The sequence below is a fragment of the Streptomyces sp. HM190 genome (assembly GCF_009857135.1).
Taxonomy (GTDB): Bacteria; Actinomycetota; Actinomycetes; order Streptomycetales; family Streptomycetaceae; genus Streptomyces; species Streptomyces heilongjiangensis.
In genome coordinates this window covers 2647004-2670580 of the sequence record NZ_CP047318.1, presented here as the reverse complement: position 1 = coordinate 2670580, position 23577 = coordinate 2647004, and the positions used below count along the sequence as shown (strand labels likewise).

Sequence of the window (23577 nt, the reverse complement as noted above, 5' to 3'; positions counted from 1 at the left end):
GCCCGCGGGCCCGGTCAGACCGCCAGCGGCTCCAGGTCGCGGTAGACCCGGCGTTCCCGGGAGACAAGGTTGGAGATGCCGTTGTTCTCGCCCAACTGGCGACTCTGCCGGGTGAGTTCCGCGATGGTCTCCGCGCGCAGGCGCTCCGCCTCCCCGGTCCGGCCGAGCCCCCGCAGCGTCAGGGTGGAGTTGGCGACCACGCCCAGTGCCTCCGGATGGTGCGGGCCCAGTACCTGCTGGAGCGCCGCGCGGGCCGGTTCCTCCAGCATCCACGCCTCCTCGTACCGACCCTGTTCGGCGCAGATGTTGGCGTAGTTGGCCTGGCAGAAGAGCGTGTGCGGATGCCGGTCGCCCAGCACGTCCGCCATCCGGTGCATCACACGCCGGAACACCGCGTCCGCCTCCTCGGCGTCGCCGCAGGCCCAGTGGTAGATGCCGAGGTTGTTGAGCGCGGCCTGCGTGTACGGGTGCTCTTCCCCCGGCACCCGCACGTACTCGGCGAGCGCGTCCAGTGCGAACCTGCGTGCCTCCTCCCGCTCGTCGGCGGCGTACAGATCCGCCGCCCAGTTCAGGTCGCAGGCCAGGGAGTCCGGGGTACGGGTGTCGTACTGCCTCTGGTACTGCCCCCGGGTCGCCCTCGTCAGCCGCTTCGCGTTCTCGAAGTCACCCGCTCGTCTCAGCGACACGGCAAGCGACTTCGCGCAGCTGAGGGTGCCGGGGAAGTTCTTGCCCAGCACCCGTTTGTGCGCCTCGTACGCCTCTGACAGCAGGGCCACCGAGTCCGTGTACCGGCCCACCTCGCGCAGGTCACGGCCGAGACTCGTGGCGGACGACAGGGTGTACGGGTGGTTGGGGCCGAGGACGTCCTTGCGGCGGCCGTAGGTGTCCTGGTCGATGTCCCGGGCGTCGTCGTAGCGGCCGACCATGCGCAGCGCCAGCGCGAGGTTGTTCGCCGCGCTCAGCGTCCGCGGGTGCGACTCGTGGAAGATCTCGCTGAACCCCTGGTGGGCGTCGCGCGCCAGCTCGACCGCGTTGCGGTACTCGCCGAGGGCCGCGCAGTCGCTGGCGAGGGACGAGGTGGTGATGTACGTGTGGGCGTCGGACGGGCCGAGGACGCGGCGCTGGTGTTCCACGAGGTCCTCGTCGATCGTCTTGGCCTCCACGAAACGCCCCTGGGAACGCAGGACGTTGGCGAGCTGGCCCCGCAGGTACAGAAGCTGCCGGTCGTCCTCGCCGAGCGCCGGCCGCCAGTGCGCCAGCAGTTCCTCGGCCAGGCGCTGGGCATCCGGGAAGGCGCCGCGCTTCCAGAGGTAGCGGATGCGGTCGATGAGCAGCCGGCGGGGTTCGACCTCGGTGCAGTCACGGACGTCCGAGGGACGCAGATGCGGCCAGATGGCCTCGAACAGCGGCCACGTCCCGGGGTCGTCGGTGGGCTCGTCGACGTCGGGTCGGGCGCCCGCCAGGACGGTGTGGACGACGTGCCGGGCGCGCCGCTGCTCGTCCACGGTGAGCTGGGAGCGGATCACGGCCTGGACCAGGCGGTGGATCTGCACGCTGCTGCTGACCCGGTCGACCTTGGCGAGGGCCAGCCGGGCTATCTCGCGGATCACCCGGCCCAGCATCAGGTTCTCCTGGAGAGTGGGGTCGACCTTCCGCAGTTCGTCGCGCATCTCCTTGCTGTAGAGCAGCCGGGAGGAGATCGGCTCGGGAGCCATGAACGCGCACAGCTGGAGGAGCCGCACCGAGGCCGGGGAACGTTCCGCCAGACGGGCTATCGAGATGTTCCAGGTCGCGGCCACCGTCATCGGGTAGTCGGTGGGCTGGTTGAGGTCCAGGACGTGCGTGGCCTGCTCGGTGAGTTCGTGCAGGTACTCCTCCACGGGGGTGGCCGTCTCGGCGAGCCAGGCCGCCGCCTGTTCCACGGCCAGCGGAAGGTCACCGACCGCCTCCGCCACCCGGTCGGCCTCCTCGCTGCTGAGTCCGGGCGCACGCAGGGAGAGGTGTTCGATGCTCTCCTGACGGAGGAAGACATCGACGGTCAGCGAGGCGCCCCGGTCGGCCCAGGCCTGATTGCGGGAGGTGACGAGGATGTGCCCGCCACCGCCCGTCGGGAAGAAGGGCGAGAGCACCCCGGGGTCGTCGGCGTTGTCGAAGACCAGCAGCCAGCGCGTGGTCGGCTCTCCCCGGGCCAGCATCTGTACCGCCTCCTGGCTGGCCAGCGCCATGTCGTCGCCGCCGGGCGCCCCGATCCTGGAGCCGAGCAGGGCGAGTGAGTCCACGACGTTGTCGACGTGCTCGGCGGAGATCCACCACACCAGGTCGTAGTCGGCCATGAACCGGTGCACGTATTCCAGAGCCAGCTGGGTCTTGCCCACGCCCCCCAGTCCGAACAGCGCCTGCGGGCGCGGCAGTACGACGGACATGCCGCCGCGGAGCTGCTCGCGCAGTTCGTCGAGGATGACCCCGCGCCCGGTGAAGGTGGTGTTGCGCTGGGGGGCGTTCCAGATGGCCGGTGCCCGCCCCGGGAAGCGGGGGTCGGACGCTCCGGTCGCCACGGGTTCCGCCCGCAGGCCCAGGGCCTCCAGGAGTGCTCTGGCACCGTCCGCCTCCTCCCATCGGTGCAGGTCGACCAGGTCCGGGGTATGGCCGGACGGCCGGACGTCGTCCACGCGCGCGTAGGCGGAGACGGCGGCGAGGGCGCCCTGCGGGGTGGGGGTGAGGACGCGCCGTGCCGGTTCCGCGTTGCGGGACTTCTGGAAGGCGTGCGACAGCAGGAACAGCACACGGGTCTCCGCGCCGGGCCCCTCCTCGGGCACGGTGGCCACGTCGTGCAGGGCCACCCGACAGCCGGCCCGTTTGAGCACGCCCTCGGCCCACTCGGCCCACATACGGTTCTCCGCCGCGTACGCCACGAGGACATGCACCGTCCGCGTCGCCGGTGACTGCCGGGTGAACGCCTCCAGACAGCGCAGCCGGGCCGGTTCGGGCACCGGCGGCAACTGGGTGACCTCGCCGTCGGAGAGCACCGCTGTCAGCCGTTCGAAGGCCGACAGCAGGGAGTTCGCGATGCCGCTCTTGTCGCCGACGGTGGCGAGTGTCTCCTCGTAGGCGTAGTACGGGCGGTAGGGGATCTCGACCGTGCCCCAGTACGCGGTCTGCTCCTCCGGGCTCAGCTCCCGCCCGTCGGCCCCTTTGGGCAGCCCGTCGAACTTCAGCCTGGCCAGTGCCCGACCCGCGTCGACCTTCTCCTTCTCGCCCTCGTCGATCCGCATCGGCACGGGCAGGACGCGGATGCGCCGCTTGCGGTAGCCCGTGGCGACGGTCTGTGCGACGGCGGCGGCGCCGTCCAGTGCCTGGCCGCTGAGCGTGAAGCAGTCGACGAGCACGTCGGGCATCTGGATCGTGCAGATGTCCGCGTTGTCGGACAGGCCCGTGCGACTGTCGATGAACACGTAGTCGTAGGACGCCTTCATGTCGTCGCGCAGCGCGTCCAGGAACAGACCGCCGCCGAGCCGCTCGTAGAAGTTGTCCCACTCGAACGAGGAGACGTGCGCCGAGTACTCCCGGTTCTGCCGTCCGGCGGACAGGAAGTCGAGGGTGCCGCCGTCCGGGAAGGACAGGCCGAACCTCTCGGGTTCGAGGGAGACGGCGTGGTCCTCCACCCGGGCGTAGTCCAGGTGCCAGGGCCCGGGGCGGGGCCCGCCCGTGGTGGCCGCCCAGGAGTAGTCGGTGATGATGTCGATGACTCCGGAGGTCGCGGCCAGGGCGTTGGGGTCGAGGAACGGCTCGAAGAACCGGTGCAGACCCGGCGCCTCCAGGTCCCAGTCGACGGCCAGCACGCGCTTGCCGTTGGCCGCGAGGATCCAGGCCGTGTTGGCGAGGGCCATCGTGCGGCCCGTTCCGCCTTTGTACGAGTAGAAGGTGATGATGCGTCCGCCGGACGGGGCCGTCATGCTTCTCCTCGGGGGTCGGGACCCGCGCTGTACGGCGGGTAGGTGGGGCCCTTCAACCGGGGTTGCTCGAAGTGCGGGCCCTCGGGTGGATGCGCCTCGGCCTTCTTCAGGTACTGCCGGGTCAGATGTGCGACGACGGACGGCAGCACATCGGTGAACGCCTTGAGCGTGGGTACGCCGTTGACCGCGATCCGGAAGTCGGTGCGGCGGCCCCGGTCCAGGATCGACGGGAGGGTGCGCTCCAGTTCGGCCTTGACCTGCTGCCCCTCGTCGCCCTGGCAGGGTGTGTCGGCGCGGTTCCAGGGCACCACCGCCGCCACCCAGGGCTGGGCGGCGGAGTCGAAGGCCTTGAGTCTGCGCCGGCGTTCCTCGTCGAGGACCGACCAGCAGTCGACCAGCAGCAGCGCCGGATGGCCGGACGTGCCGGACCCGGTGTCGGGCTCGGCGTCGGCGCCGCCCGTGGTGAGGTCGGCGGTGACCGGATCCGAGTCGTCGAAGTCGGACACGGTGATCTGGTAGTCCAGCGATCGGATCAGTTCCTCCGCCAGCACGGGCAGCGGCCGTCGCGACTCGTTGTGATAGGGGTTCCACTTCAAGGCGTTGTCGCCGTACGGGTCACTGCCGCGGTGTGCCGGAACGGTGTGGCGGGTGGGTGCGGCCACGCTGACGTGAATCCGGCGGGGCCCGTCTCCGGGTGGCCGGAAGGCGCTCGGCATCGACTCGAACGGGCGGGGGTCGCTGGACGGCAGCGGTGTCTCCTCGGCGATCTGCACGATGCGCTGGGCCAGCATCAGCACGGTCTCGTCGTACTCGTCCCGCAGCCGCTTGAGCTTGATCAGTCCGTAGATCCCGTGGGACAGGTAACGCTCGCCGAAGGCCGTCTGCTCCACCTGGATGTTCCGCACCGACTCCGGGAGCCGATTGAGGTCGACGCGGGTCCACAGCACCGGCACGATGGCCGGAATGTCGCCGCCGCCGGTGTCCCGTGCCTGACGCATACGGTCGGTGAAGGCGAACCATTCCCGACCGCAGTACGGACTGCTGAAGTAGCGCGGGGAGTACAGCGGTACGAAGACCCGGCAGTGCGCGAGGTTCAGACTGAGCTGCTCCGGCCAGCCCGCTCCCGACCGCATCTCCCGGTCGATGAACCCCACGGGGGTGTCGTCGATGGCCGTGAGCTCCAGGATGTCCTTGCACAGGTCCTTGAAGAGCGTGTGCACCCAGTGGTTCGGGTCGCCGCTGCCGGGCCCCGAGGACGGGGTGTGGGCGTAACTCAGGAAGAAGTAGGGCCTGTTGTCCGGAACGACTCGCCCCCGTTCGTACGTGTTCACGTGCCCCCCGCCTCTGGACGCGCTCGTTCCCCCGCCGAAGACTCATGTGGCCGGAGCCAACAATGTGCCTGACCCGTCCGGCCGCCGGATGGCGTTTTTCACGCCAAATCATCCGCGATATGCGGACATGAGCCTGCTCGCCGAGTCGACCGCGTCACGCACACCGATGTGCACGACCCGCCTTCGGGCCCATTCCCGTTCCACGTACAGCTCGCGCGGGACCAGGGCTCCTATCGCGCCGAAGTCCCCGTCGTACAGTTCGAGATCCTCGTACTCGATCCAGTTGCCCTTCTCCTCCACCACGCAGCGGTACGTCCGACGCGCCGGGGGAGGCGTCATCCGGTACTCGGCGAGGTGGAAGGCGCTGCACACCTCGAACCCCACACGCAGAAGCAGTATCCGCGCGTCCGCCTCGTACAGCCTGGCCATGGGCGAGTCCTCACCGAGATGGCAGTGCGGATCGTGGCCGTCGAGCAGTGCCGCGGCGCGTGGGCCGAGGCCGGCGAAGGAGGTCTGCGGATGGGCGCTGCGGACCGCCCCCGGTGTGCTCCGCACGCATTCGGCGAGCGCCCCCATGGACGGGCAGGGGGTCGTGGCCTGCTCGAACGGCAGCACCCCTGCCCGGAACTCGGCCTTCTCCTGCTCCGTCATGCCCTCGACCATGCGGCGGTACTCGCGGGAGGTGTCGGAGTTCTCCGGGGTGAACGCGGGCACCACGAGGGTGCCTTCCGGCCCCAGTGCGCGCAGCAGCACGTCACGTACGGCGGTGGCGCCGGTCCCGGTGCCGCCCAGGGAGGAGTGCACCATGAGGGTGCTTCCCGGGCGGACACCCACCGCGGTCAGCGTGTCCTGAAGCTGGTGCAGAAGGTTCCGAGGGCGAGCGGCATCAGCCATGGAGCGCAACCCATTCCTCTCGTAGTTCCTGGACCACGTACGTTCCATTCTCGGTGAGTTCGCCTGCGGAGGGTCCTGCCAGGAGATCGAGTGCGTGCCGGGCCCGTCGCAGTTCCTCGTCGGCGGCGAACCGGTCCGGCCCCGTGGCCGCCCTGCCGAGGCTGGCGCTCGCCTCGTCGAGGAGGCGGCCCGCACGGGTACCGGGTACATGGAGGTCCGCCACCTGGCGCAGTGCGGCGAGACGCGCCCGCCGCGCCAGCAGGGGGAGTTCACGGACGATCTCCTCGGGTTCGACGTCGACGGCCAGGCCCAGCGCGTCGGGCGCTGACGCGCTGAGCTCCAGCCCGCAGCCCGCTCGGAGGGGGGTGACGGTGGTCGCGAAGAGGACGTGGGAGGCGTCGCGCAGACCGGGGTGGCGCTCGTCCAGTACGTCGTGGGCGGTCCGCAGCCGTTTGCCGAACAGTGTGAGGTCGCTGGGGCTCAGCGGGGCGGCGACCGGTGTGGGGTAGCGGTCCCGGTACGGGTCTGCGTCGTCGATGAGCAGTGTCCGACCGTCGGCCGGGCGCAGCCGTTCCAACGGCCGCCACCGCGCCGACGACCGGGAGCCGCCGTGCTCGGAGGTGCGCCACCGGAAGTCCCCTTCGGCGACCGTGAACTCCACGCGGCCCGGCCGTGGCAGCCGCACGGTCCCGAGCGTCGGGAGGTACACCTCGGTGTCCGGCTCGTCCCAGCCGAGGGTCGTCTCCACTCCCGCGCGGACGGAGGCGGCGACGGCGGTCGCCATGAGCCGGGGCAACCGGCCCCGGGCGTCCGTGGCCCTGAGCAGGGAGGGCCGTAGATAGGGGTGGGAGAGGACCGCGTCGAGCGACACGCCGCTCGTCTCGCCGGTGTCCAGACCCAGCAGCAGCTCCCAGGCGGGGTCCCAGTCGGGGTGGCCGGCGAGGTGCCGGTGCGCGTCGGCGACGAGCAGGCGGCTCAGCTCGGTGTGGGCCCGTCGCAGTTCCTCGATCCCGGTGACGGAGGGGGCCAGGGCGCGCTCGGTGATCCGCTCGGCGACGCCCTCGATGAGGGCCCGGAGATCGGTGCAGAATACGGACGGATTGTCGAACCCGCGTTCGTCGCTGTACCGGTGGGCGTAGAGCCCGCCCCCGCAGGACTCCACGACCGGACAGGCGCGGCACGTCTCGCTCAGCCCGTTCACGCCCTGCTGACGGGCGCGGACGCCGGGATGGTCCGCGAACTCCGCGAAGCTGTGCCGGAAGACGTCGTAGCCGGTGGCCGGGGCACCGTCGTACGCCGTCTTCAGGGAGTCGGCCTGCTCGAACGAGCCGTCCGTCTCGACGACCGCGAGGTCGGACGGAGTCAGCCCCAGGGCCTCGGTGAGGCTGGGGCCGCCGCGGAGTGTGCTGAGCACCGAGTCGAAGGTCCTGACCGGCATGGGCCGTCCTTGTTCCTCCCAGCGGTCGAAGACCCTGAGCAGCCAGTCGGCGTAGGGGGTTCCCTCGCCGTGGCCCGGCGGAGGCGCGGCCCAGGTCGAGTGAGGGAGCAGATAGTCGATCCGGGGCGGCTCCAGCGCGGTCAGCGCGTCATGCACCGCGATCGGGTCGTTCGCCACGTCCACCGTGCACAGCAGCCCTTGGTACAGATGCCGGTACTCCGGGAGGCCCAGCAGGTCGATGGCCCGCAGGACCCGGTCGTAGCTGCTGCGGCCCCGGCGGTCGAGTCTGTGGCGGTCGTTCGAGACCCGGTCGCCGTCCAGGGAGATCCCGATCTTGACGCCGAACTCCCGGAAGACCTCCAGATGGGGCCTGCCCAACTGGACGCCGTTCGTGTGAATGCGCAGGTCAAGCGTCGTGAGCGGCGTCAGTGCGCTCGTGATTTCGGCGCAGACGTCACGCAGCCGGGCCGGGCCGGCGAGCAGGGGTTCGCCTCCGTGCAGGATGACCGTGACCGACTCCGGGGAGGTGTCGGTCACATGGTCGGCCAGTCGGCGGGCGACCTGGCCGACGACGTCCTCGGTGATCACGGTCGGCCGCGCGCGCCAGCTCTGGTCCGCGTGCTCGTACACGTAGCAGTGGTCGCAGGCCAGATCGCATCGGCTGTGCACCTTGAGGACCAGCTGTTGAATCGTCTGCCGGCCGTGAGAGTCCGTCACTTCTCGAACTGTACCGGCGTCGGCCCCTCCGGACCGCTCACAGGCGACCCCAACCTCCTTGTTGATCAAGGAAGTTGGGGTCGGTGAAGGGCTGGGCTCAAACGGCCGAGTTGAACCCCGCGCGCTGCGTCTCGCCCGGGGTGATCAGCCGGTCGGTGGACCGCTGGGCGCGCAGAGCGCGCGCGTCGATCTGCCCGAGGGAGGGCGCCCGCCCGGTGGCCGGCCGAGCCGCGTCCGGTCGGCGCTTCGACGTCGTGAGCGTAGGGTTCATGTCTTTCCCGTCTGGATCAGGGGACCAACGTGCTGTCATCGGTCCCTGGCCGACGAGATCCCGTGGCGAGGGCCTGGTCATTGAGGTTAGGACGACACTGTGGGTGATGTTTCTATCATGCACGCCCTATACCACGCACGCCTCCTGACGTAAAGAGTGCCCTGGGTGTGTGTGCGGACACGGGCGCTCTGGTGCAGTTCTCGAATTGACGAGAGCATGACTGTCCGTGCGGTCTCCAGACATCTGTGCGAGGTCCTGATATGGCTGCCACGCCCGGCCCGAGCACCACAGTGAGTGATCGCGATCTGCCCCCGTTGTTCCACGTGTGCGATCGGCTCGCGCTGGTCCATCAGGGGGAGTCGTTCCGGATCGTGCGGACGCAGCTGTTCGTGCTGCTGCTCGCCACCGCGACCGCCTCGCTCGCGGAGCGGGTGGGGAGCCGGATACCGTCCGCCGTCGCGGCCGTGCTGTACGCCGCGACCATCGCCGTCGGGATCCACGCCTCCCGGCGCCGGGCCCGCGTGCACTGGCAGGCGCACCGCGCCGCCGCCGAGGTCATCAAGTCGCTGGCCTGGCAGTACATGGTGCACGGCGGTCCTTTCCCCGCGCGGCTCACCAACCCCGAGGCCCTCTTCGCGGAGCGGCTGGAGGAGCGGCTGAGCGAGTTGCGCAAGGTGGGGTGGGACGACCCGCGGGACAGCTCCGCCGAACTCGGGCTCGGGCAGATCACTCCCCGGATGCGGGCCGTGCGCGCCAAGCCGTTCGCCGCGCGGCGCGACATCTACCTCAGGGACCGGGTGCTGGAGCAACTGGCCTGGTACGGGGGCAAGGCGGGCCAGGCCCACCAGGCCTCCGTGCGCTGGTCCGGCGTCACCACCACCCTGACCGGGCTGGCCCTGGTCACCGCCGTGCTGCGCGGCCTCGGCGTGATCGGCAGCCGCTGGGACCCGACGGGTGTCCTCAGTGCCGCCGCCGCGGCCGGTGTGGCCTGGCAGGAGGTCCGCCGACACCGCCCCCTCACCTACGCCCACAAGCTCGTCGAACAGGACCTCGACACCCATCGGGTCGCCATGAGCACCACGGTCACCGAGGACGGCTGGGCCGACGCGGTCGCCGAGGCCGAACGCCTGGTCTCCCCCCAGCACACGGACTGGCTCGTGCGGTTCGGGTCCTGAGGGGGCTGAGGGGGCTGAGGGGGCTGAGGGGGCCCGAGAAGGTCTGAGGGGCGCCGGTCCGTACCCGGTCCGGTGGCGGGGGAGCGCGGTGCGGCGGTCCGGCCGGCGGGTCAGGCCCGGCGTGCTCCCGGGCTCCACAGCACCGTCACCGGGACGCCCGTCCGCCGCGCGTACGCGACGATGTCGGCCGTGCCGCCCAGGCCGCGGGCCGGGCCGCCGTCCCAGACGGCGACCATGCGGTCCGCGTGGTCGACGATGTAGCGGCCCGCCGCGTAGTACGCCTCGTCGTGCGTGCGTTCGTAGGGCAGTTCCACGCGTTCCGCGCAGCACTTGAGGAGCCGGCGGTACTCCGCCCGCACCTCGTCGCCGCCCAGGTGGGTCTCGTAGTCCATGCCGGGGATCACGGCCGTCAGCGGGACACCGCAGTCCAGCGCGATCTCCGCGAACACCTGGTCGGCTCCGGCGGCGAGGCTGCTGAGGGCGCGGGCCGACGGCCGGTGGTTCCGCAGTTCCGAGCGGATGCCGGAGCGTACGGCGGACAGGGCGGCGTCCGGGATCTGCCGGTGTCCGGTGATGCCGATCCGGGTCACGGGCCCTGGCATCCCAAGCCTCACCTCCGTGGCCGCGGTCGTCCGACCCACCCTAGCGGCGCGGGACTTCACCGAGAACGACACGTACGGGCGTTCGGTGGGGCGTCGTGGGCTCACGGGGGCGACGGACGGGGACCGGTCCGGTGCCGACCGCCCCCGCGTGCTCCGGATGCTGCCGTCGTCCGGGCCGGACCGGGTCGGGGGGGGGGGGTGACGAGGCCGGGGAGTGATGGTGGATCAGTCGCCGACCGGGTCCAGGGAGATGGGTTCGAGGCGTCCCTCCAGCATCGCGCCGACACCGAGGGCCGCGCAGACGTCCGGCCTCTCCGCGATCGACACCGGCATGCCCGTGGCGTGCCGCAGCATCTGGTCGAAGCCGGGCAGCAGGGCGCTGCCGCCCACCATCATGATCCCGCGGTCGGCGAGATCGGCCACCAGGTCGGGCGGGCAGTCGCGCAGGACCTTGCCGATGCCGTCGACGACCGCCGTCAGCGGGGTCTGGATGGCGTCGCGCACGGCCGCCGTGTCGACCTGCACGGAACGGGCGAGACCCGTCGCCACGTCCAGGCCGTGGATCTCCGTGGACGCGGGACCGTGCGGGGTGAGGCCGTTGCCGGACAGGGCCAGTTGCAGCGGCCGTACCGACTGGCTGGGCAGGGTCAGCTCGTGCCGCAGCCGCAGGTGCTGCACGATCGCGTGGTCGATGGCCTCGCCGCCCACCGGGATGCGCACGGCGTTGACCACCGAGCCCAGCGACAGCACCGCGAGCTGGGTGGCCGCCGCGCCGCACACCATGATCATGGTCGCCTCGGGCTGCTCCACGGGCAGACCGCAGCCGACCGCCGCCGCGATCAGCGTGTCCACCAGCTCCACCCGGCGCGCCCCCAGACCGACCAGTGTCTCGATCGTGGCGCGCTGGGCGAGGGGGTCCGCGTCGTGCGGGGTGCAGGCGGCTGCCCGGAGCACGGGCTTGCGGCGCAGGGTGCGGCGGACCTTGTCGCCGAGCAGCTGGCGCAGCATCCGCTGGGCCATGTCGATGTCCACCACCGTGCCGCCGGACACCGGCCGGGCCACCCGGATGTAGTCGGGCGTCCTGCCCGTCATCTTCTCCGCGAACTCGCCGACCGCGATCAGCGCGCCCGTCCTGGTGTTGACGGCGGCCACGCTCGGCTGGTCCACCACCAGGCCCGCGCCCTTCACGTACACCCGGGTCCGCGCCGCACCCAGGTCGACGGCGAAGTGGCAGCGGCGCAGCTGCTCCAGACTGGCGGTCATGGTCGTCATGGCGGCGGATCCTCCCGAGAGCACGGGCCGTGCGGGCCGCCGGGCGGCGGTTCCCTGGTTCCCTTGCATCGTGCGCGGGCGGGAGACCGGGTGCCCGCTGGGGTGGGCCGGGTGGGGTGCGGCTGGACGGGTGGTTCTGTGACACCCGGTCACCCCGGTCACCCCGGTCACCGGCCGGCCGCCGGACCCGTGATGCCCCTGATCACCCCCAGGTCCACCAAGTCCTGTGGACGGATGCGGAGTTCGTCGGCCGTGGCCCGCACCTGGCTCGCCGGGCGTTTGAGGATCGCCGCGGCCGGTTCGGGGGCGATCACCGAGAAGTAGCTGTCGGGGGTGGCCCACGTGTTGTCGGGGGCGGCGAGGGCCAGGGCGCCGCCCGAGCCGCCCTCTCCGACGACGAGGGTGGTGACGGGGGTGCGGGCGGTGGCGACGGCCGTGAACAGGTCGGCGATTGCGGCGCCCGCGCCCTGGCGTTCCGCCTCGGCGTCGTTCGCCGCGCCGGGGGTGTCGACCAGGGTCAGGACGGGGATGCCGAGCCGGTCGGCCAGGCGGATCAGACGGGCGGCGGTGCGGTAGCCGGCCGGGCGGGTCGCCGTGCCGCACTGGGCCGCGTAGGCGATCGTCCGGCCCTCGTGCTCACCGAAGCCGCACAGCATGCCGGGGTCGGTGCCGCCCGCACGGTCGCCGGAGACGGCCGCGCGGTGCGTGAAGTAGGCGTCCAGGTACGCCTCGGCGCGGGGCCGGTGGGGGGAGCGGGCCCGTTCCACGGCTTCCCAGCCGGTGGCGGGGAGGGGCCGCGGGGCACCCCCGGCCGGGGCCGGGGGGAGCGCGGGCAGGTGCGGCGGGGGCGGGGCCGGGGCCGTCGAGGGGGCGGTCAGGAGGCGCAGCCAGCGGGTCAGGGTCGCGCGGAGGTCCTCGGGGGCCACGATCGCGTCCACGGTGCCCGCGTCCCGCTGTGCCTCGGCCGTGTACGCGGCGGGGTCGGCGTCGGGCGGGCGGACCCGGGAGCCGGCGAAGCCGACCTGCGCGGCGGGGAGCGCGAGGACGACATCGGCACCGGCGCCCAGGGTGGCCCAGCCTCCGCCCGTCGTGGGGTCGCGGAGCACGGCGATCTGGGGGAGGCCCGCCGCACGGGTGAGGGCCGTCTGGCGGGCCACCCGCTGGAGTTGGGTGAGCGCCCGCATGCCCTCCTGCATCCGGCTGCCGCCGGTCGCCACCAGCGACACGACCGGCAGACGGTGCTCCCGCGCGTACCGGTGCGCCGACTCCAGCCGGTCACCGGTGCGTTCGCCGAGGGAGCCGCCGAGGAAACCGAACTCGAAGGCGATGAGGACGGCACGCACCGCACCCGCCGGGCGGGTGGGGGCGGGACGGGGCGGGGGGACGGGGGCCGGTGCGGGACGCGGGGGAGGTGCCGGCGTGCCGATCGTGGCGACGCCGCACACCACCGACTCCTCCTCGCCCGTGCGCTCGGCGGCGCGGGCGCGTGCCGCGTCGTAGCCCGCCCAGGCGAGCGGGCCGTCGGCGGCGTACCGCTTCGGCGGGGCGGGGAGGCGGGTGAAGTCGTCGGTGAGGAACGCGATGGCCTCGCGGGCCGAGAAGCGGCGGTCAGTCATCCGTCTTCAGCGCCCGCTTCATGATCTTCCCCATGTCGTTGCGGGGGAGGGAACCGAGGTAGTGGACGGTCCGGGGCCGCTTGTGGGGAGCCAGCCTCGCGGCCACGTGCGCGGCCAGTTCCTCGGGTGAGGGGCGGGCGCCGGGGTCCGCGGGGACGATCCAGGCGACCACGCGTTCGCCGAGGTCGGGGTCGGGTTCGCCGGTGACCGCCGCCTCCCGCACCGCCGGGTGTTCGAGGAGCGCGTTCTCGATCTCGCCCGCGCCGATCTTGTAGCCGCCGCTCTTGATGAGGTCGGTGGCCTTGCGGCCGACGATGCGCACGTAGCCGTCGGGGTCGCGGACCGCCATGTCACCGGTGCGGAACCAGCCGTCCGCGGTGAAAGCGGCGGCGGTCGCGTCGGGGCGGTTGAGGTACTCGGTGAAGAGGTTCGGGCCCCGTACCTGGATCTCGCCGACCGACTCCCCGTCGTCCGCGGTGAGCGGGGTGCCGTCGTCCTCCACCAGCCGCAGCTCTACGCCGGGCAGCGGGACCCCGACCGTACCGGCGCGGGGTTCGCCGTCGGCGCGGACGCTGGTGTTCATGAGGGTCTCCGTCATGCCGTACCGCTCGATCACCCGGCGCCCGGTGGCCGCCGCGATCCGTTCGTGGTCGTGCACGGGCAGCGCGGCCGAACCGGAGACGAGCAGACGCGCGCGGGCCAGGGCCTTCGCCAGCTCCGGGTCGCCGGGCAGGGCCTCGGCGACGCGGTGGTACATCGTCGGCACGCCGAACAGCATGGTCGCGCCCGCGGTCAGCTCCCGGGCCACGCCCTCGGTGCCGAACCGCCCCAGGTGGCGCACCGAGCCGCCGCGGCGCAGTGGGCCCAGGACGCCGAGGATCAGGCCGTGCACATGGAACAGGGGCAGGGCGTGGACGAGGACGTCGTCCCCGGTCCACTGCCAGGCGTCCGCCAGGGCGTCCAGGGTGGTCGCGATGGCACGGCGGGGGATGACCGCGCCCTTGGGCGGACCGGTGGTGCCGGAGGTGTACACGATGAGCGCGGGGGCGGTGTCCGGGACGTCCCCGACGGTGTACGGGGCGCCGCCGCCCGGCGTCGCGTCGATCTCCACGCGTGCCAAGTCTCCCAGGGCGGAGGGGAGTTCGGTGCCGGGCGCGGTCAGGATCAGGGTGGGGGCGCTGTCCTTCACGATGTGGCCCAGTTCGCTGTCGCCCGACTTCGGGTTGAGCGGTACGGCGGGGACCCCGGCGAGCAGCGCGGCGACGACGCCGACCGCCGTCTCCAGCGTGGGCGTCGCCCACACGGCCACGCGGCCCGCCTCGCGCAGACGGGGCGCGAGGGCACCGGCCGCGGCGGCAAGCTCGGCGTAGGTGAGGCCGCGGTCGCCGAAGCGGAGGGCGGGGCGGTCGGGCGGGGCGGGGCGGCTGAGGTCCGGGAAGAGGGGGGACACGCGTCGTACTCCTTGGGTGTGGCCGGGGCGCGGGGTGCGGGGCCCGGCGGGCGGGGCTGGACCGATGGTGCGAGGTCCGGGGGTTCGGGGGGTTCCAGAGGTTCGGGGGTGGGGCGAGGTGGTCCGTGGGGGCCTACCCGAATCCCGGGACGACCAGTACCAGTCACGCCGCCGCCGGTACCGCCGCCACCACGATCCCGCCGTAGATCATCAGCTGCCGGAAGAAGCGCTCCCGGTCGACGTCGGGTGCGGCGGCCAGGACGAGCATCGAGATCAGCTCGGGGACATACGGGCTCCCGTCGTAGGGTCCTGGGGGAAGCGGGCGGGGGAGGGGAGGGCGGGCGTCGGGGGCGATGGTCGAGCGGCTCAGTCACCGGGAGTGGCCGAGTGGCTCAGCCACTTCCGGATGGTCAGCGTGCGGGTCCCGGAGTGCCGCGTCAAGGGGTCGCGCAGGAATTGGCTCAGCCACTTGGCCACCGGGCCGTCACGGTGGCGCCGGTGTTACTCTCCGGAACGAGAGGGGGACTCCGTGACCGACGCCCTGCGCCCCATGACCAAGCAGCGCCTCTACGAGCAGGTGCTCGACCGGCTGCGCCAGTACGTCGTCGAGGGCGGGCTGAAGGCCGGTGACCGGTTGCCGCCCGAGCGGGACCTGGCCCAGCGGCTGGGGGTCAGCCGGGCCTCGGTGAAGCAGGCGATCGTGGTGCTGGAGGTCCAGGGCCTGGTCGAGGCGCGGCACGGCGGCGGCACGTATCTCGTGCGCGACAGCCTCGACGTCGAGCCGGTGGAGCGGATGGTCGAGCGCCGGCGGCGGCTGCCCGACGTCCTCGACGCCCGTGAGGCGCTGGAGACCAAGCTCGCCGAACTGGCCGCCGAGCGGCGCACGGAGGACGACCTCACGGCGATGCGCGACGCGCTCGGCCACATGGCCGGCGAGATCGAGCGGGACGGTCACGGCGTGGAGGGCGACCGCCTGTTCCACGCGGCGGTCACGGCCGCCGCGCACAGCAGCCTGCTCGCCGAGTTCATGCGGACGATCGCCGACCAGATCGCGGAGAGCCGCACGGAGTCGCTGCGCCAGCCGGGCCGCCCCGACCGTTCCCTCGCCCAGCACCGGGCGATCCTCGACGCCATCGCGGCCGGGGAGCCCCGGCGGGCGGCCTCCGCGATGCGCCGCCATGTGCGCACGGTCGCGAAGGTCCGCCTCCTCGACTGGGACCCGGGCGACTCGGCCTCCTAGTGCCGCGGCAGGTGACGTCTGCCCGTCGAGGAGCGGCGTTTGGTGCGTGCTCTCGGCGTGCCGGGCGCACGTCCCCGTACGGGATGTACTCGGGCTTGTGCCCGGTGCGGCGGGAGTGCGTGCCGGGCGTCGCGACGGGGCGAACGGTGCCTGATGCGGCACTGGAGCGCGGATTCCAGGACCGTGGCCTCTTGGGGCGCGGCCTCCCGGGGCGTGCCCGGCACCGGCCCGAACCGCCGTCCCCGTCGTCCTCTGTCCGCTACCCCTCCACCACGTCGGCCACCACGCAGCTGACGTTGTCCGGTGCGCCCGCCCCGTTCGCCTCGGCGACGAGGGCGTCCACGGCTGCCGCTGGGGTTCCGGACGAGGTCAGGATCCGTCGGATGTCGGGGTCGGCGACGACCGTGGACAGGCCGTCGGAGCAGAGGAGGTAGCGGTCGCCGGGGTAGGCGTCCCGCAGCCGCACATCCGGGGCGGAGGTGTCCGCGCGGCTGGTCAACGCCCGCAGCAACAGAGCGGGTTGGGGATGGGCCGTCGCCTCCTCGGGGGTCAGCCGGCCCTCGTCGACCAGGGACTGGACCACGGTGTGGTCATGGGTGATCCGGAACAGTTCACCGCCCCGGAGGAGATACGCGCGGGAGTCGCCGATGTGGACGAGGGCGAGCCGGGAGCCGGTCCACAGCAGCGCGGTCAGCGTGGTGCCGTCGTCCTCGGTCGCCGCGCTCTCCCGTACGGCGTCCGAGGCGTTCCGTACGGCGTCCTCCAGCACGTTCAGCACGTCGCCCGCCGGGAGGGGCTCGCGCTCCAGGGTCTTCAGCGCCTCCACGGCGGCCGTGCTCACGGGGGCCCCGCCGGGCCCGAAGCCGTCGGCCACCGCGAGGAGGCGGGCGCCGGCGTACGCGGTGTCCTGGTTGGCGGCGCGCACGCGTCCGGTGGCGGAGAGCGCGGCGTAACGGAGTTCCAGCACGGTGGTGTCCTTCCCCGGGGTGTCGGTGAGGTGGTCCACGAGGAACGCCGCCAGTTCGCGCCGGGCGGCCGTGTCGGCCTCGACGCCTGCCCAGTACGCCCGGATCTCCCGGGCCGCGGGGCCGGGCGGCAGCGCGCACACCGTACGGATCCGGGCGAGCGGCATGCCCAGGCGGCGCAGCCACGCCACCAGCCGGGCCCGTTCCAACTGCCCGGTGGCGTAGTAGCGGTAGCCGGTGTCGGGGTCGACCCGGGCGGGGCTCAGGAGGTCCAACTCGTCGTAGAGCCGTAGTGCCTTGGGCGACAGCCGGCACGCCTTCGCGAACGCGCCGATCGTCAGCATGGCTCCCGGTTCGGCCACAACTCCCCCTTGATGCGGGCCGGTTCGACGTGTCCCGGCTGTTCCTCGTGCCGCTCTCGATGCTGGGGCTTCACCGAGGGGGAAGGTCAAGCGCGCGGGTTCGACCGCCGGTTCGGCATCACGCGGATCATCCGTTATCGTTCCGTGATCGAATGGGTCTCATCCGATCACAACCTGATCACACTCTGAAGGAACATGACCGAGCGCAGAGCAACGCCTCCCCCTGACCGTCGCCGCCGGAGCGGTTCCGCGGAGCCCACCGGCCGCCGGGCCCAAGGCGGTGGGCGTCGCCGCAAGGCCCCCGCCCGTCCCGGCCGGGACGGCCGACCCGGTGACAGCGGGGACGGCGTCGTTACGGGTCGCGACGGTGCCGGAGGCGGGGGCGACGGCCGGGAGGGCGTCGGCGGCGTTGGCGGGGGCGGTGAGGTCACCGACCGTGTGGGCCGGGGCCGTCGGGCCCGCCATGGGCGTCGGGGCAGGGGTCGGCCCGGTGCGGGGCGTCCGGGGCGCGGGCGGCTGTGGGGCGGGCTGGGGGCGGTCACCGTCCTCGGTGCCGCCGCGTTCGCGGCCGTGAGCTGGGCGCCCGTCGACCGGGACGGGTCCGCCGGGGCCCGGTCCGCCGTCTCCGCCGAGGCCGACCCGGAGCGGTCCCGGCGCACGCCGGGCGCGGGTGCCGGGGCCGACGGCGAGCGCGGGCCCGTCGTCTCGCCCAGTACGTCACCGGGCCGCTCGACCGGCGGTTCGACCGGCGGCTCCACCGGCGGGGCGGCCGGCGACGCGACCAGCGATGGCTCCAAGGGTTCCCAGGGCTCCCGGGGCGCCGGCGGATCCGGCGGCTCGACCGGTGGTTCCTCCGCCGGTTCCGCCGGAGGTCCGGCCTCGCCGTCGCCGTCCGGGCGCGCCATCCCCGCGTCCGGGCCGGGCACCTTCACCAGGGCTCCCGGTGGCGGCCCCAAGGTGGGCGAGGGCAAGCTCCTGCGCTACCGCGTCGAGGTCGAGAAGGGGCTGTCCCTGTCCGCCGCCGACGTCGCCGAGGAGGTGGAGCGCATCCTGGCCGACCCGCGCGGATGGACGGCGGACGGCGACTCGGCGTTCCAGCGGGTCTCGGGCGGCGCCACCGACTTCGTCGTGAAGGTCGCCACACCGGGCACCGTCGACGACATCTGCGGCGCGTACGGTCTGCGGACCCGCGGCGAGGTCAACTGCAACGTCGACGACAACGTCATGGTCAACCTCAAGCGCTGGGAGCTGGCCACCCCCGTCTACGCCGACGACGTCACGGCCTACCGCGCCCTCATCATCAACCACGAGGTCGGCCACTTCCTCGGTGAGGGGCACGTCGGCTGCCCCGGCCGGGGCAGGCCCGCCCCCGCGATGATGCAGCAGATCAAGGGCATGAACGGCTGCGTACCGAACGTCTGGCCCCACGACGCGAAGGGACGGCTCATCACCGGGCCCGCCGTGCCGTGACGGGCGGCGGCCGACCGGCGCCCGTCACGGCACGCCCGGTTGTTAGCCTGCGCCGCAGAACGGACGCCCGGGCATCCGTCCAAACCTGGACGGATGTACGAGCCCCTGCACGAGAACGGAGTCCCCGTGGCCCGCACCACCGCCCCCCGGATCGCCCTCGCCACCTACGACCCCGGCGCGCGGGCCAGTGCCGACCGGGACCTGCCGGTCCTGGTGGGCGCGCTGCGGGTGGCCGGTGCCGAGGCGGAGGCCGTGCACTGGGACGACCCGGACGTGGACTGGGCGGCCCACGACCTCGTCGTCATCCGGTCCACCTGGGACTACAGCTGGCGGGCGGCCGAGTTCACGGCGTGGGTGGAGCGGTGCGGCCGGGCCACCCGGCTCGCCAACCCGGCCGACGTCGTCCGCTGGAACACCGACAAGCGGTACCTCGGCGACCTCGCGCGGGCCGGGGTGCCCGTCGTCCCGACGGCGTACCTCGCGCCGGGCGACCCCGTGGAGCTGCCGGAGGCGCACGAGTACGTCGTGAAGCCGACGTCCGGGGCCGGGGCCCGGTTCGCCGCCCGGTACGGGGCCGGGGCGGAGCAGCGGGAGATCGCCGCACGGCATGTCGAGCGGATGCACGCCGAAGGGCTCACCGCGATGGTGCAGCCGTTCGTGGCCAGCATCGACACCGAGGGGGAGCGGGCGCTGCAGTTCTTCGGCGGCCGGCTGCTGCACGCCAGCCGCAAGGGCGCGGTGCTGTCGCCGGGCACGGCGTACGACGCGGACAAGGTGGCCCACCCGGATCTGGTGCGCTGGACGCCGACCGAGGCGGAACTCTCCCTGGCCGGGCGGGCGTTGGCGGCGGTACCGGGCCGACCGGAGCTGCTGTACGCGCGGGTGGACCTCGTCACCGGGCAGGACGGGCGGCCGTGCGTGATGGAGCTGGAGCTCGTCGAGCCGAACCTGTTCCTGTGGCTGCACACGGAGTCGGTGGGGCGGGTCGTCGAGGCGGTGCTGGCCGCCGCCACGGACTGACGCCACGGCCCGCGGCCCTGCCCGGAGCCCCGTCCCCTTGCCCGGAGCCCCGCCCGCGGCCCGCCCGGGGCGGTTCGGTCGCTCACTCGAACCGGCGGCAAATCCGGTTCCACGGCGGCCCGCCCGTGCCCGGTGGCTGCTCCGCACGGTTACAACAGCCTGTACAGGAACCACAAGTGGGGGCGTGACCGGGGTCGTGGGCGGATCGGAGTCGCGGCGCATCTCCGGCTTCCCGGCGGAGCTGACGAGCTTCGTGGGGCGGCGGGACGAGGCGGCGGAAGTCAGGCGGTTGCTGTCGGCGGGGAGACTGCTGACGCTGACGGGGCCCGGCGGGGTGGGCAAGACCCGGCTCGCCGGACATGTCGCGGAACAGGTCGCGCGGGCCTTCCCGGACGGGGTGTGGCTCGTGCCGCTGGCCGCGCTGCGGGACGAGGCGTTCGTCCCGCACGCCGTGAACGACGCGCTCGGGGTGCGCAACGAGACCGTACGGCCGCCGCTGGACGTCCTCGTCGAGTACCTGCGCGACCGTCGGGCACTGATCGTGCTCGACAACTGCGAGCATCTGCCGCGCAGTTGCGCCACGCTCGCCGGGACGGTGCTGGCGGCCACCGAGGGCGTGCGGATCCTCGCCACCAGCAGGCACCGGCTCGGGGTCGCCGGGGAGCGGCTGTTCGAGGTGCCGCCGCTGCCCGCGCCGCCCGCGGAGGACGTCGGCCCGGAGGCCGTCGAGACGTTCCCGGCGGTGAAACTGTTCGCGGACCGGGCGGCGGCCGTGGTCCCCGGCTTCACCGTCGGCGCGGCCAACCAGCGGGCCGTGGCCCGGCTGTGCCGGCGCCTCGACGGGCTGCCGCTCGCCATCGAACTCGCGGCCGTCCGGGTCCGCGCCCTCGGTGTGGACCAGCTCGTCGAACGGCTGGACGACCGCTACCAGTTGCTCACCTGTGGCAGCCCCACCTCCGCGCCCCGCCACCGCACGCTGCGCTCCGCCGTCGACTGGAGCCATGAGCTGTGCACCCCCGAGGAACAGACGGTGTGGGCCCGGCTGTCGGTGTTCGTCGGCGGCTTCGATCTGGCCGCCGCCGAGGCCGTCTGCGGCGGCGACGCACCCGGCGGGGACGGGACCGGTGAAGCGGAGGCCGGCGACGGGGGGACCGCCGGAACCACCGGAACCGCCGGGATCTCCGGAACCGCCACCGCCGGTGCGGTCGGTACGGCTGGAACGCCTGCTCCGGCCGGCACCGGTGGCGCCGCCAGGACCGACTCGCTCGACGTGCTCGACGCGGTCGCCGGGCTCGTCGACAAGTCCGTGCTCGTCCGGGAGGAGCACGACGGGCGGGTGCGCTACCGGCTGCTGGTCTCCCTGCGCGACTACGGCCTGGAGAAACTGAACGACCTGGGGGAGACGGTCGCCACCCGGCGGCGCCACCGTGACCACTTCGCCCGGCTGGGCGCCGCGTACGAGCGGGCCTGGTTCGGCCCCGACCAGGTCGACATCACCGAACGGCTGCGCCTCGACCAGGACGACTTCCGGGCCGCGCTGGACTTCTGCCTCACCACCCCCGGCGAGGCGCAGCACGGGCTGCGGCTCGCCTCCACCCTGTGGTTCCACTGGGTCGCGTACGGGGTCTGGGGCGAGGGCCGGCACTGGATGGACGGCGCCCTGCTGGCCGGGGCCCGACCGGACGGCGCCCTGACCCGCGCGCTGTGGGCGGGCGCCCTCACCTCCCTGGTGCACAGCCGCTCCGCCGCCGTCCTGGCCGGTCCCGACCCCGGCCGGCCCGCGCCCGCCGACGACACGGAACTCCCGGTGCCCGCGCCGCCGCCCGTCACCCTCGGCCCCGGCCGGGCCCGGACGTCCCACGCCTCCTTCGTCGTCCTCACCCGGATCGAGCTGGCCTGCACCCTCGTCAGCCGGGGCCGCGCCGCCGAGGCGATCCCGCTGTGCGCCGAGGCCGTCGCCGTGTGCGAGGCCCACGGCGAACAGTGGGTCCGCTCCTGGGCGTTGCGCGTCCTCGCCCTCGCCCACTGGTCGTCCGGGGAGTACGAGCGGGCCGCCGGGCACGCGCGCGCCTGCCTGCGGCTGCCGTACACCGAGCGCCGGCACCAGGGGCTCGCCCAGACCCTCGACCTGCTCGCCGCCGCCGAGGCCCTGGCGGGGCGGGCCGAGCGGGCCGCCGTCCTGCACGGCGCCGTCGACCGCCTCTGGCACGCCATCGGCGGCGACCCCACGGCCGCCCAGCGACCGGACGGCCCGAGCGCCGCCGAGCACCACGCCCGTGAGGTCCTCGGCGACCACGCCTACGAACGGTCCCGTCGGCGCGGCGCCGCCCTGTCACCCGAGGAGACGATGGCGTACGCCCTTGAGGAGGCGGCGGCGCCGACACCGACGGCGACCGCGGGCACCGCCCCCGTCCCGGTGCCGGGGAGAGGGCCCTCCTCCGCCATACGCGGCGCCGGCCGCGCCGTGGCCGGGCCCGCCCCCGGCGCACGCGACGCCCGGACCCCGGCCGGCAGCCGCGCCCCCGACACCGCCGCGGCCCCCAGGCCCCCCGCCGCGCCCGTGCCGCTCACCCGACGGGAACTCCAGGTCGCCGCCCTCGTCGCCCAGGGCCGCACCAACAAGCAGATCGCCGACCATCTCGTCATCGCCCGCCGCACCGCCGAGGGCCACGTCGAACGGATCCTGGTGAAGCTGGGCTTCCGCAACCGCAGCCAGGTGGCGGCCTGGTTCAGCGCGCGGTCCTGGTCCTAGGGTCGGCGTCGGACACCCGTCGGCAGTCGGCCGGCGTCGGACACCCGTCGACGGCCGGCCGCCGTCTCACCCGGCGGCCGCCGCCTCGCCCTCCACCCTCACCACCAGCTGCGGCACCCGCGCGGCGCCCAGTTGCTCCAGCACCAGCGCGAGCAGTTCCCCGCAGCGCACGGTGACCGCGCTGCCGGGCGGCAGGGACGAGGCGAGAGTGATCAGCTGCCACGCGCAGTGCGCCTCCATGAAGCACAGGTCCCGCAGATCGAGGACGACGTGGCCGGGCCCCGAGTCGTTCCGGTGGTCCAGCGCCTCCCGCAGCGCCTCCACGAAGTCCGGGCGCGTGCCCGGCTCCGCGGTACCGGCGATCCGGCCGCCCTCCGGGATGCCGGTGACCGCCGGAGAGTCCGGCAGCCGCACGACCCGCACCGGGTGCGCCCTCGCGATCCGGGCCGTCAGCTCGTCGCCGAACCGCCGCCGGTCGTACCAGCAGATCGCCGTGAACAGCGGGTCCGCGAACAGCGGCGCGACCGACGCCTCGTAGTCCAGCAGCCGCTCCTGGTCGAGACCGACGCGGGCCGCCCAGCTCATGTCGGCGGTCACCCGCAGCCCCGACCAGCCCTCCGCGTAGGAACGGTCGACCTCGGAGCGGTACGCGTCGATCGTGCGCTGCTTCTCGAAGCGGCCGTCGGGGACGTACATCTCCGTGTTCCGCCGCAGCACCAGCTGCCCGCTGTCCCGCGCCGCCGCCGCCCGCCCGCTGCCCCCGTCCAGCAGCGTGACCACCTCGTCGTCCGTCAGGTCGTCCGGGTCCATCACCAGCAGCACCTTCTCCCGGCGCGCCAGACTGGTCCGCGTGTACGCCGTGAACACCGCCCACGGCGCATCCCCGGTCACGTCCGCCGTCCCCATGCACGCGTGATCCCCCAGCCGCAGCCCGTCGACGGACACGATGCGACGCTCCGCGGAACGTTCGGACGACATGGGGGCGCCTCCAGGCGGTTCCAGGCGGTACGGGACTCTGCGCGGAGACTAAGCCCTCACGGACCGCCGTC

The 23577-nt window shown here is 73.4% G+C and carries 16 protein-coding genes; 5 read left to right on the top strand and 11 right to left on the bottom strand.

What is annotated here, in order from left to right; translation table 11 throughout:
- Positions 1–14 precede the first annotated feature (14 nt).
- The 5 genes from fxsT to GSY65_RS11140 all read right to left on the bottom strand — a co-directional run bounded on the left by fxsT (position 15) and on the right by GSY65_RS11140 (position 8604).
- The gene (gene fxsT, locus GSY65_RS11160) at positions 15–3953 is read right to left on the bottom strand and encodes an FxSxx-COOH system tetratricopeptide repeat protein (protein WP_159767186.1); all 3939 of its coding nucleotides are present in this window, start codon (positions 3951–3953) and stop codon (positions 15–17) included.
- Positions 3950–5284, bottom strand: coding sequence for a TIR-like protein FxsC (locus GSY65_RS11155; protein ID WP_159767185.1), 1335 nt, complete (start codon positions 5282–5284; stop codon positions 3950–3952). The genes fxsT and GSY65_RS11155 overlap by 4 nt, the downstream gene beginning before the upstream one ends.
- Positions 5285–5392: 108 nt before the next feature.
- A complete protein-coding gene (locus GSY65_RS11150; protein WP_159767184.1) occupies positions 5393–6178 on the bottom strand; it encodes an AAC(3) family N-acetyltransferase in 786 nt (261 codons plus the stop codon).
- Positions 6171–8333: a radical SAM/SPASM protein FxsBH, inactivated beta-hydroxylase extension form gene (gene fxsBH / locus GSY65_RS11145; RefSeq protein ID WP_159767183.1), complete on the bottom strand. Its 2163-nt coding sequence runs from the start codon at positions 8331–8333 to the stop codon at positions 6171–6173. The genes GSY65_RS11150 and fxsBH overlap by 8 nt, the downstream gene beginning before the upstream one ends.
- A gap of 97 nt (positions 8334–8430) precedes the next feature.
- A complete protein-coding gene (locus GSY65_RS11140) occupies positions 8431–8604 on the bottom strand; it encodes a hypothetical protein (RefSeq protein WP_159767182.1) in 174 nt (57 codons plus the stop codon).
- 260 nt (positions 8605–8864) lie between these two features.
- Between GSY65_RS11140 and GSY65_RS11135 the strand changes: the two genes are divergently transcribed.
- Entirely contained in the window at positions 8865–9779 is a 915-nt protein-coding gene (locus tag GSY65_RS11135) for a DUF4231 domain-containing protein (protein WP_159767181.1), read from the top strand.
- A 110-nt stretch (positions 9780–9889) separates the two neighbouring features.
- On the opposite strand, the gene GSY65_RS11130 is transcribed toward GSY65_RS11135, so the two are convergent.
- The 4 genes from GSY65_RS11130 to GSY65_RS11115 form a co-directional block, all read right to left on the bottom strand.
- Positions 9890–10381 carry a hypothetical protein gene (locus GSY65_RS11130; RefSeq protein WP_201452510.1) on the bottom strand — a complete coding sequence of 164 codons (492 nt, stop codon included), beginning with the start codon at positions 10379–10381 and terminating at the stop codon, positions 9890–9892.
- 225 nt (positions 10382–10606) lie between these two features.
- Positions 10607–11644 (bottom strand): rod shape-determining protein, encoded by a 1038-nt coding sequence (locus GSY65_RS11125; protein WP_159775805.1) that lies wholly within the window; start codon positions 11642–11644, stop codon positions 10607–10609.
- A 176-nt stretch (positions 11645–11820) separates the two neighbouring features.
- On the bottom strand, positions 11821–13269 hold the full coding sequence (locus tag GSY65_RS11120) for a carboxyl transferase domain-containing protein (protein ID WP_159767180.1): 1449 nt from the start codon (positions 13267–13269) through the stop codon (positions 11821–11823).
- A complete protein-coding gene (locus GSY65_RS11115) occupies positions 13262–14719 on the bottom strand; it encodes an acyl-CoA synthetase (protein WP_159767179.1) in 1458 nt (485 codons plus the stop codon). Before GSY65_RS11115 ends, GSY65_RS11120 begins: the two co-directional genes overlap by 8 nt.
- Before the next feature lie 529 nt (positions 14720–15248).
- Here GSY65_RS11115 and GSY65_RS11110 point away from each other — a divergent pair.
- The gene (locus GSY65_RS11110; protein ID WP_159767178.1) at positions 15249–15959 is read left to right on the top strand and encodes a FadR/GntR family transcriptional regulator; all 711 of its coding nucleotides are present in this window, start codon (positions 15249–15251) and stop codon (positions 15957–15959) included.
- A 259-nt stretch (positions 15960–16218) separates the two neighbouring features.
- Here the strand turns inward: GSY65_RS11110 and GSY65_RS11105 are convergent, their stop codons facing one another.
- Positions 16219–17268: a MerR family transcriptional regulator gene (locus tag GSY65_RS11105; protein ID WP_159775803.1), complete on the bottom strand. Its 1050-nt coding sequence runs from the start codon at positions 17266–17268 to the stop codon at positions 16219–16221.
- Between the two features lie 588 nt (positions 17269–17856).
- Between GSY65_RS11105 and GSY65_RS11100 the strand changes: the two genes are divergently transcribed.
- The 3 genes from GSY65_RS11100 (at position 17857) to GSY65_RS11090 (ending at position 22528) form a co-directional block, all read left to right on the top strand.
- On the top strand, positions 17857–18756 hold the full coding sequence (locus GSY65_RS11100) for a DUF3152 domain-containing protein (RefSeq protein WP_236579738.1): 900 nt from the start codon (positions 17857–17859) through the stop codon (positions 18754–18756).
- A gap of 93 nt (positions 18757–18849) precedes the next feature.
- Entirely contained in the window at positions 18850–19776 is a 927-nt protein-coding gene (locus GSY65_RS11095) for an ATP-grasp domain-containing protein (protein ID WP_159767177.1), read from the top strand.
- A 184-nt stretch (positions 19777–19960) separates the two neighbouring features.
- Entirely contained in the window at positions 19961–22528 is a 2568-nt protein-coding gene (locus tag GSY65_RS11090; protein ID WP_159767176.1) for an ATP-binding protein, read from the top strand.
- A gap of 66 nt (positions 22529–22594) precedes the next feature.
- Here the strand turns inward: GSY65_RS11090 and GSY65_RS11085 are convergent, their stop codons facing one another.
- Positions 22595–23506: an MEDS domain-containing protein gene (locus GSY65_RS11085; RefSeq protein ID WP_159767175.1), complete on the bottom strand. Its 912-nt coding sequence runs from the start codon at positions 23504–23506 to the stop codon at positions 22595–22597.
- Between the last annotated feature and the right edge of the window lie 71 nt (positions 23507–23577).

Bases quoted from the DNA above. Each gene is read 5' to 3' on its own strand.
- GSY65_RS11140 (WP_159767182.1), bottom strand. From the start codon at position 8,604: ATGAACCCTACGCTCACGACGTCGAAGCGCCGACCGGACGCGGCTCGG.
- GSY65_RS11085 (WP_159767175.1), bottom strand. From the start codon at position 23,506: ATGTCGTCCGAACGTTCCGCGGAGCGTCGCATCGTGTCCGTCGACGGG.
- GSY65_RS11130 (WP_201452510.1), bottom strand. From the start codon at position 10,381: ATGCCAGGGCCCGTGACCCGGATCGGCATCACCGGACACCGGCAGATC.
- GSY65_RS11150 (WP_159767184.1), bottom strand. From the start codon at position 6,178: ATGGCTGATGCCGCTCGCCCTCGGAACCTTCTGCACCAGCTTCAGGAC.
- fxsT (WP_159767186.1), bottom strand. From the start codon at position 3,953: ATGACGGCCCCGTCCGGCGGACGCATCATCACCTTCTACTCGTACAAA.
- GSY65_RS11125 (WP_159775805.1), bottom strand. From the start codon at position 11,644: ATGACCGCCAGTCTGGAGCAGCTGCGCCGCTGCCACTTCGCCGTCGAC.
- GSY65_RS11105 (WP_159775803.1), bottom strand. From the start codon at position 17,268: ATGCTGACGATCGGCGCGTTCGCGAAGGCGTGCCGGCTGTCGCCCAAG.
- GSY65_RS11135 (WP_159767181.1), top strand. From the start codon at position 8,865: ATGGCTGCCACGCCCGGCCCGAGCACCACAGTGAGTGATCGCGATCTG.
- GSY65_RS11120 (WP_159767180.1), bottom strand. From the start codon at position 13,269: ATGACTGACCGCCGCTTCTCGGCCCGCGAGGCCATCGCGTTCCTCACC.
- GSY65_RS11095 (WP_159767177.1), top strand. From the start codon at position 18,850: ATGTACGAGCCCCTGCACGAGAACGGAGTCCCCGTGGCCCGCACCACC.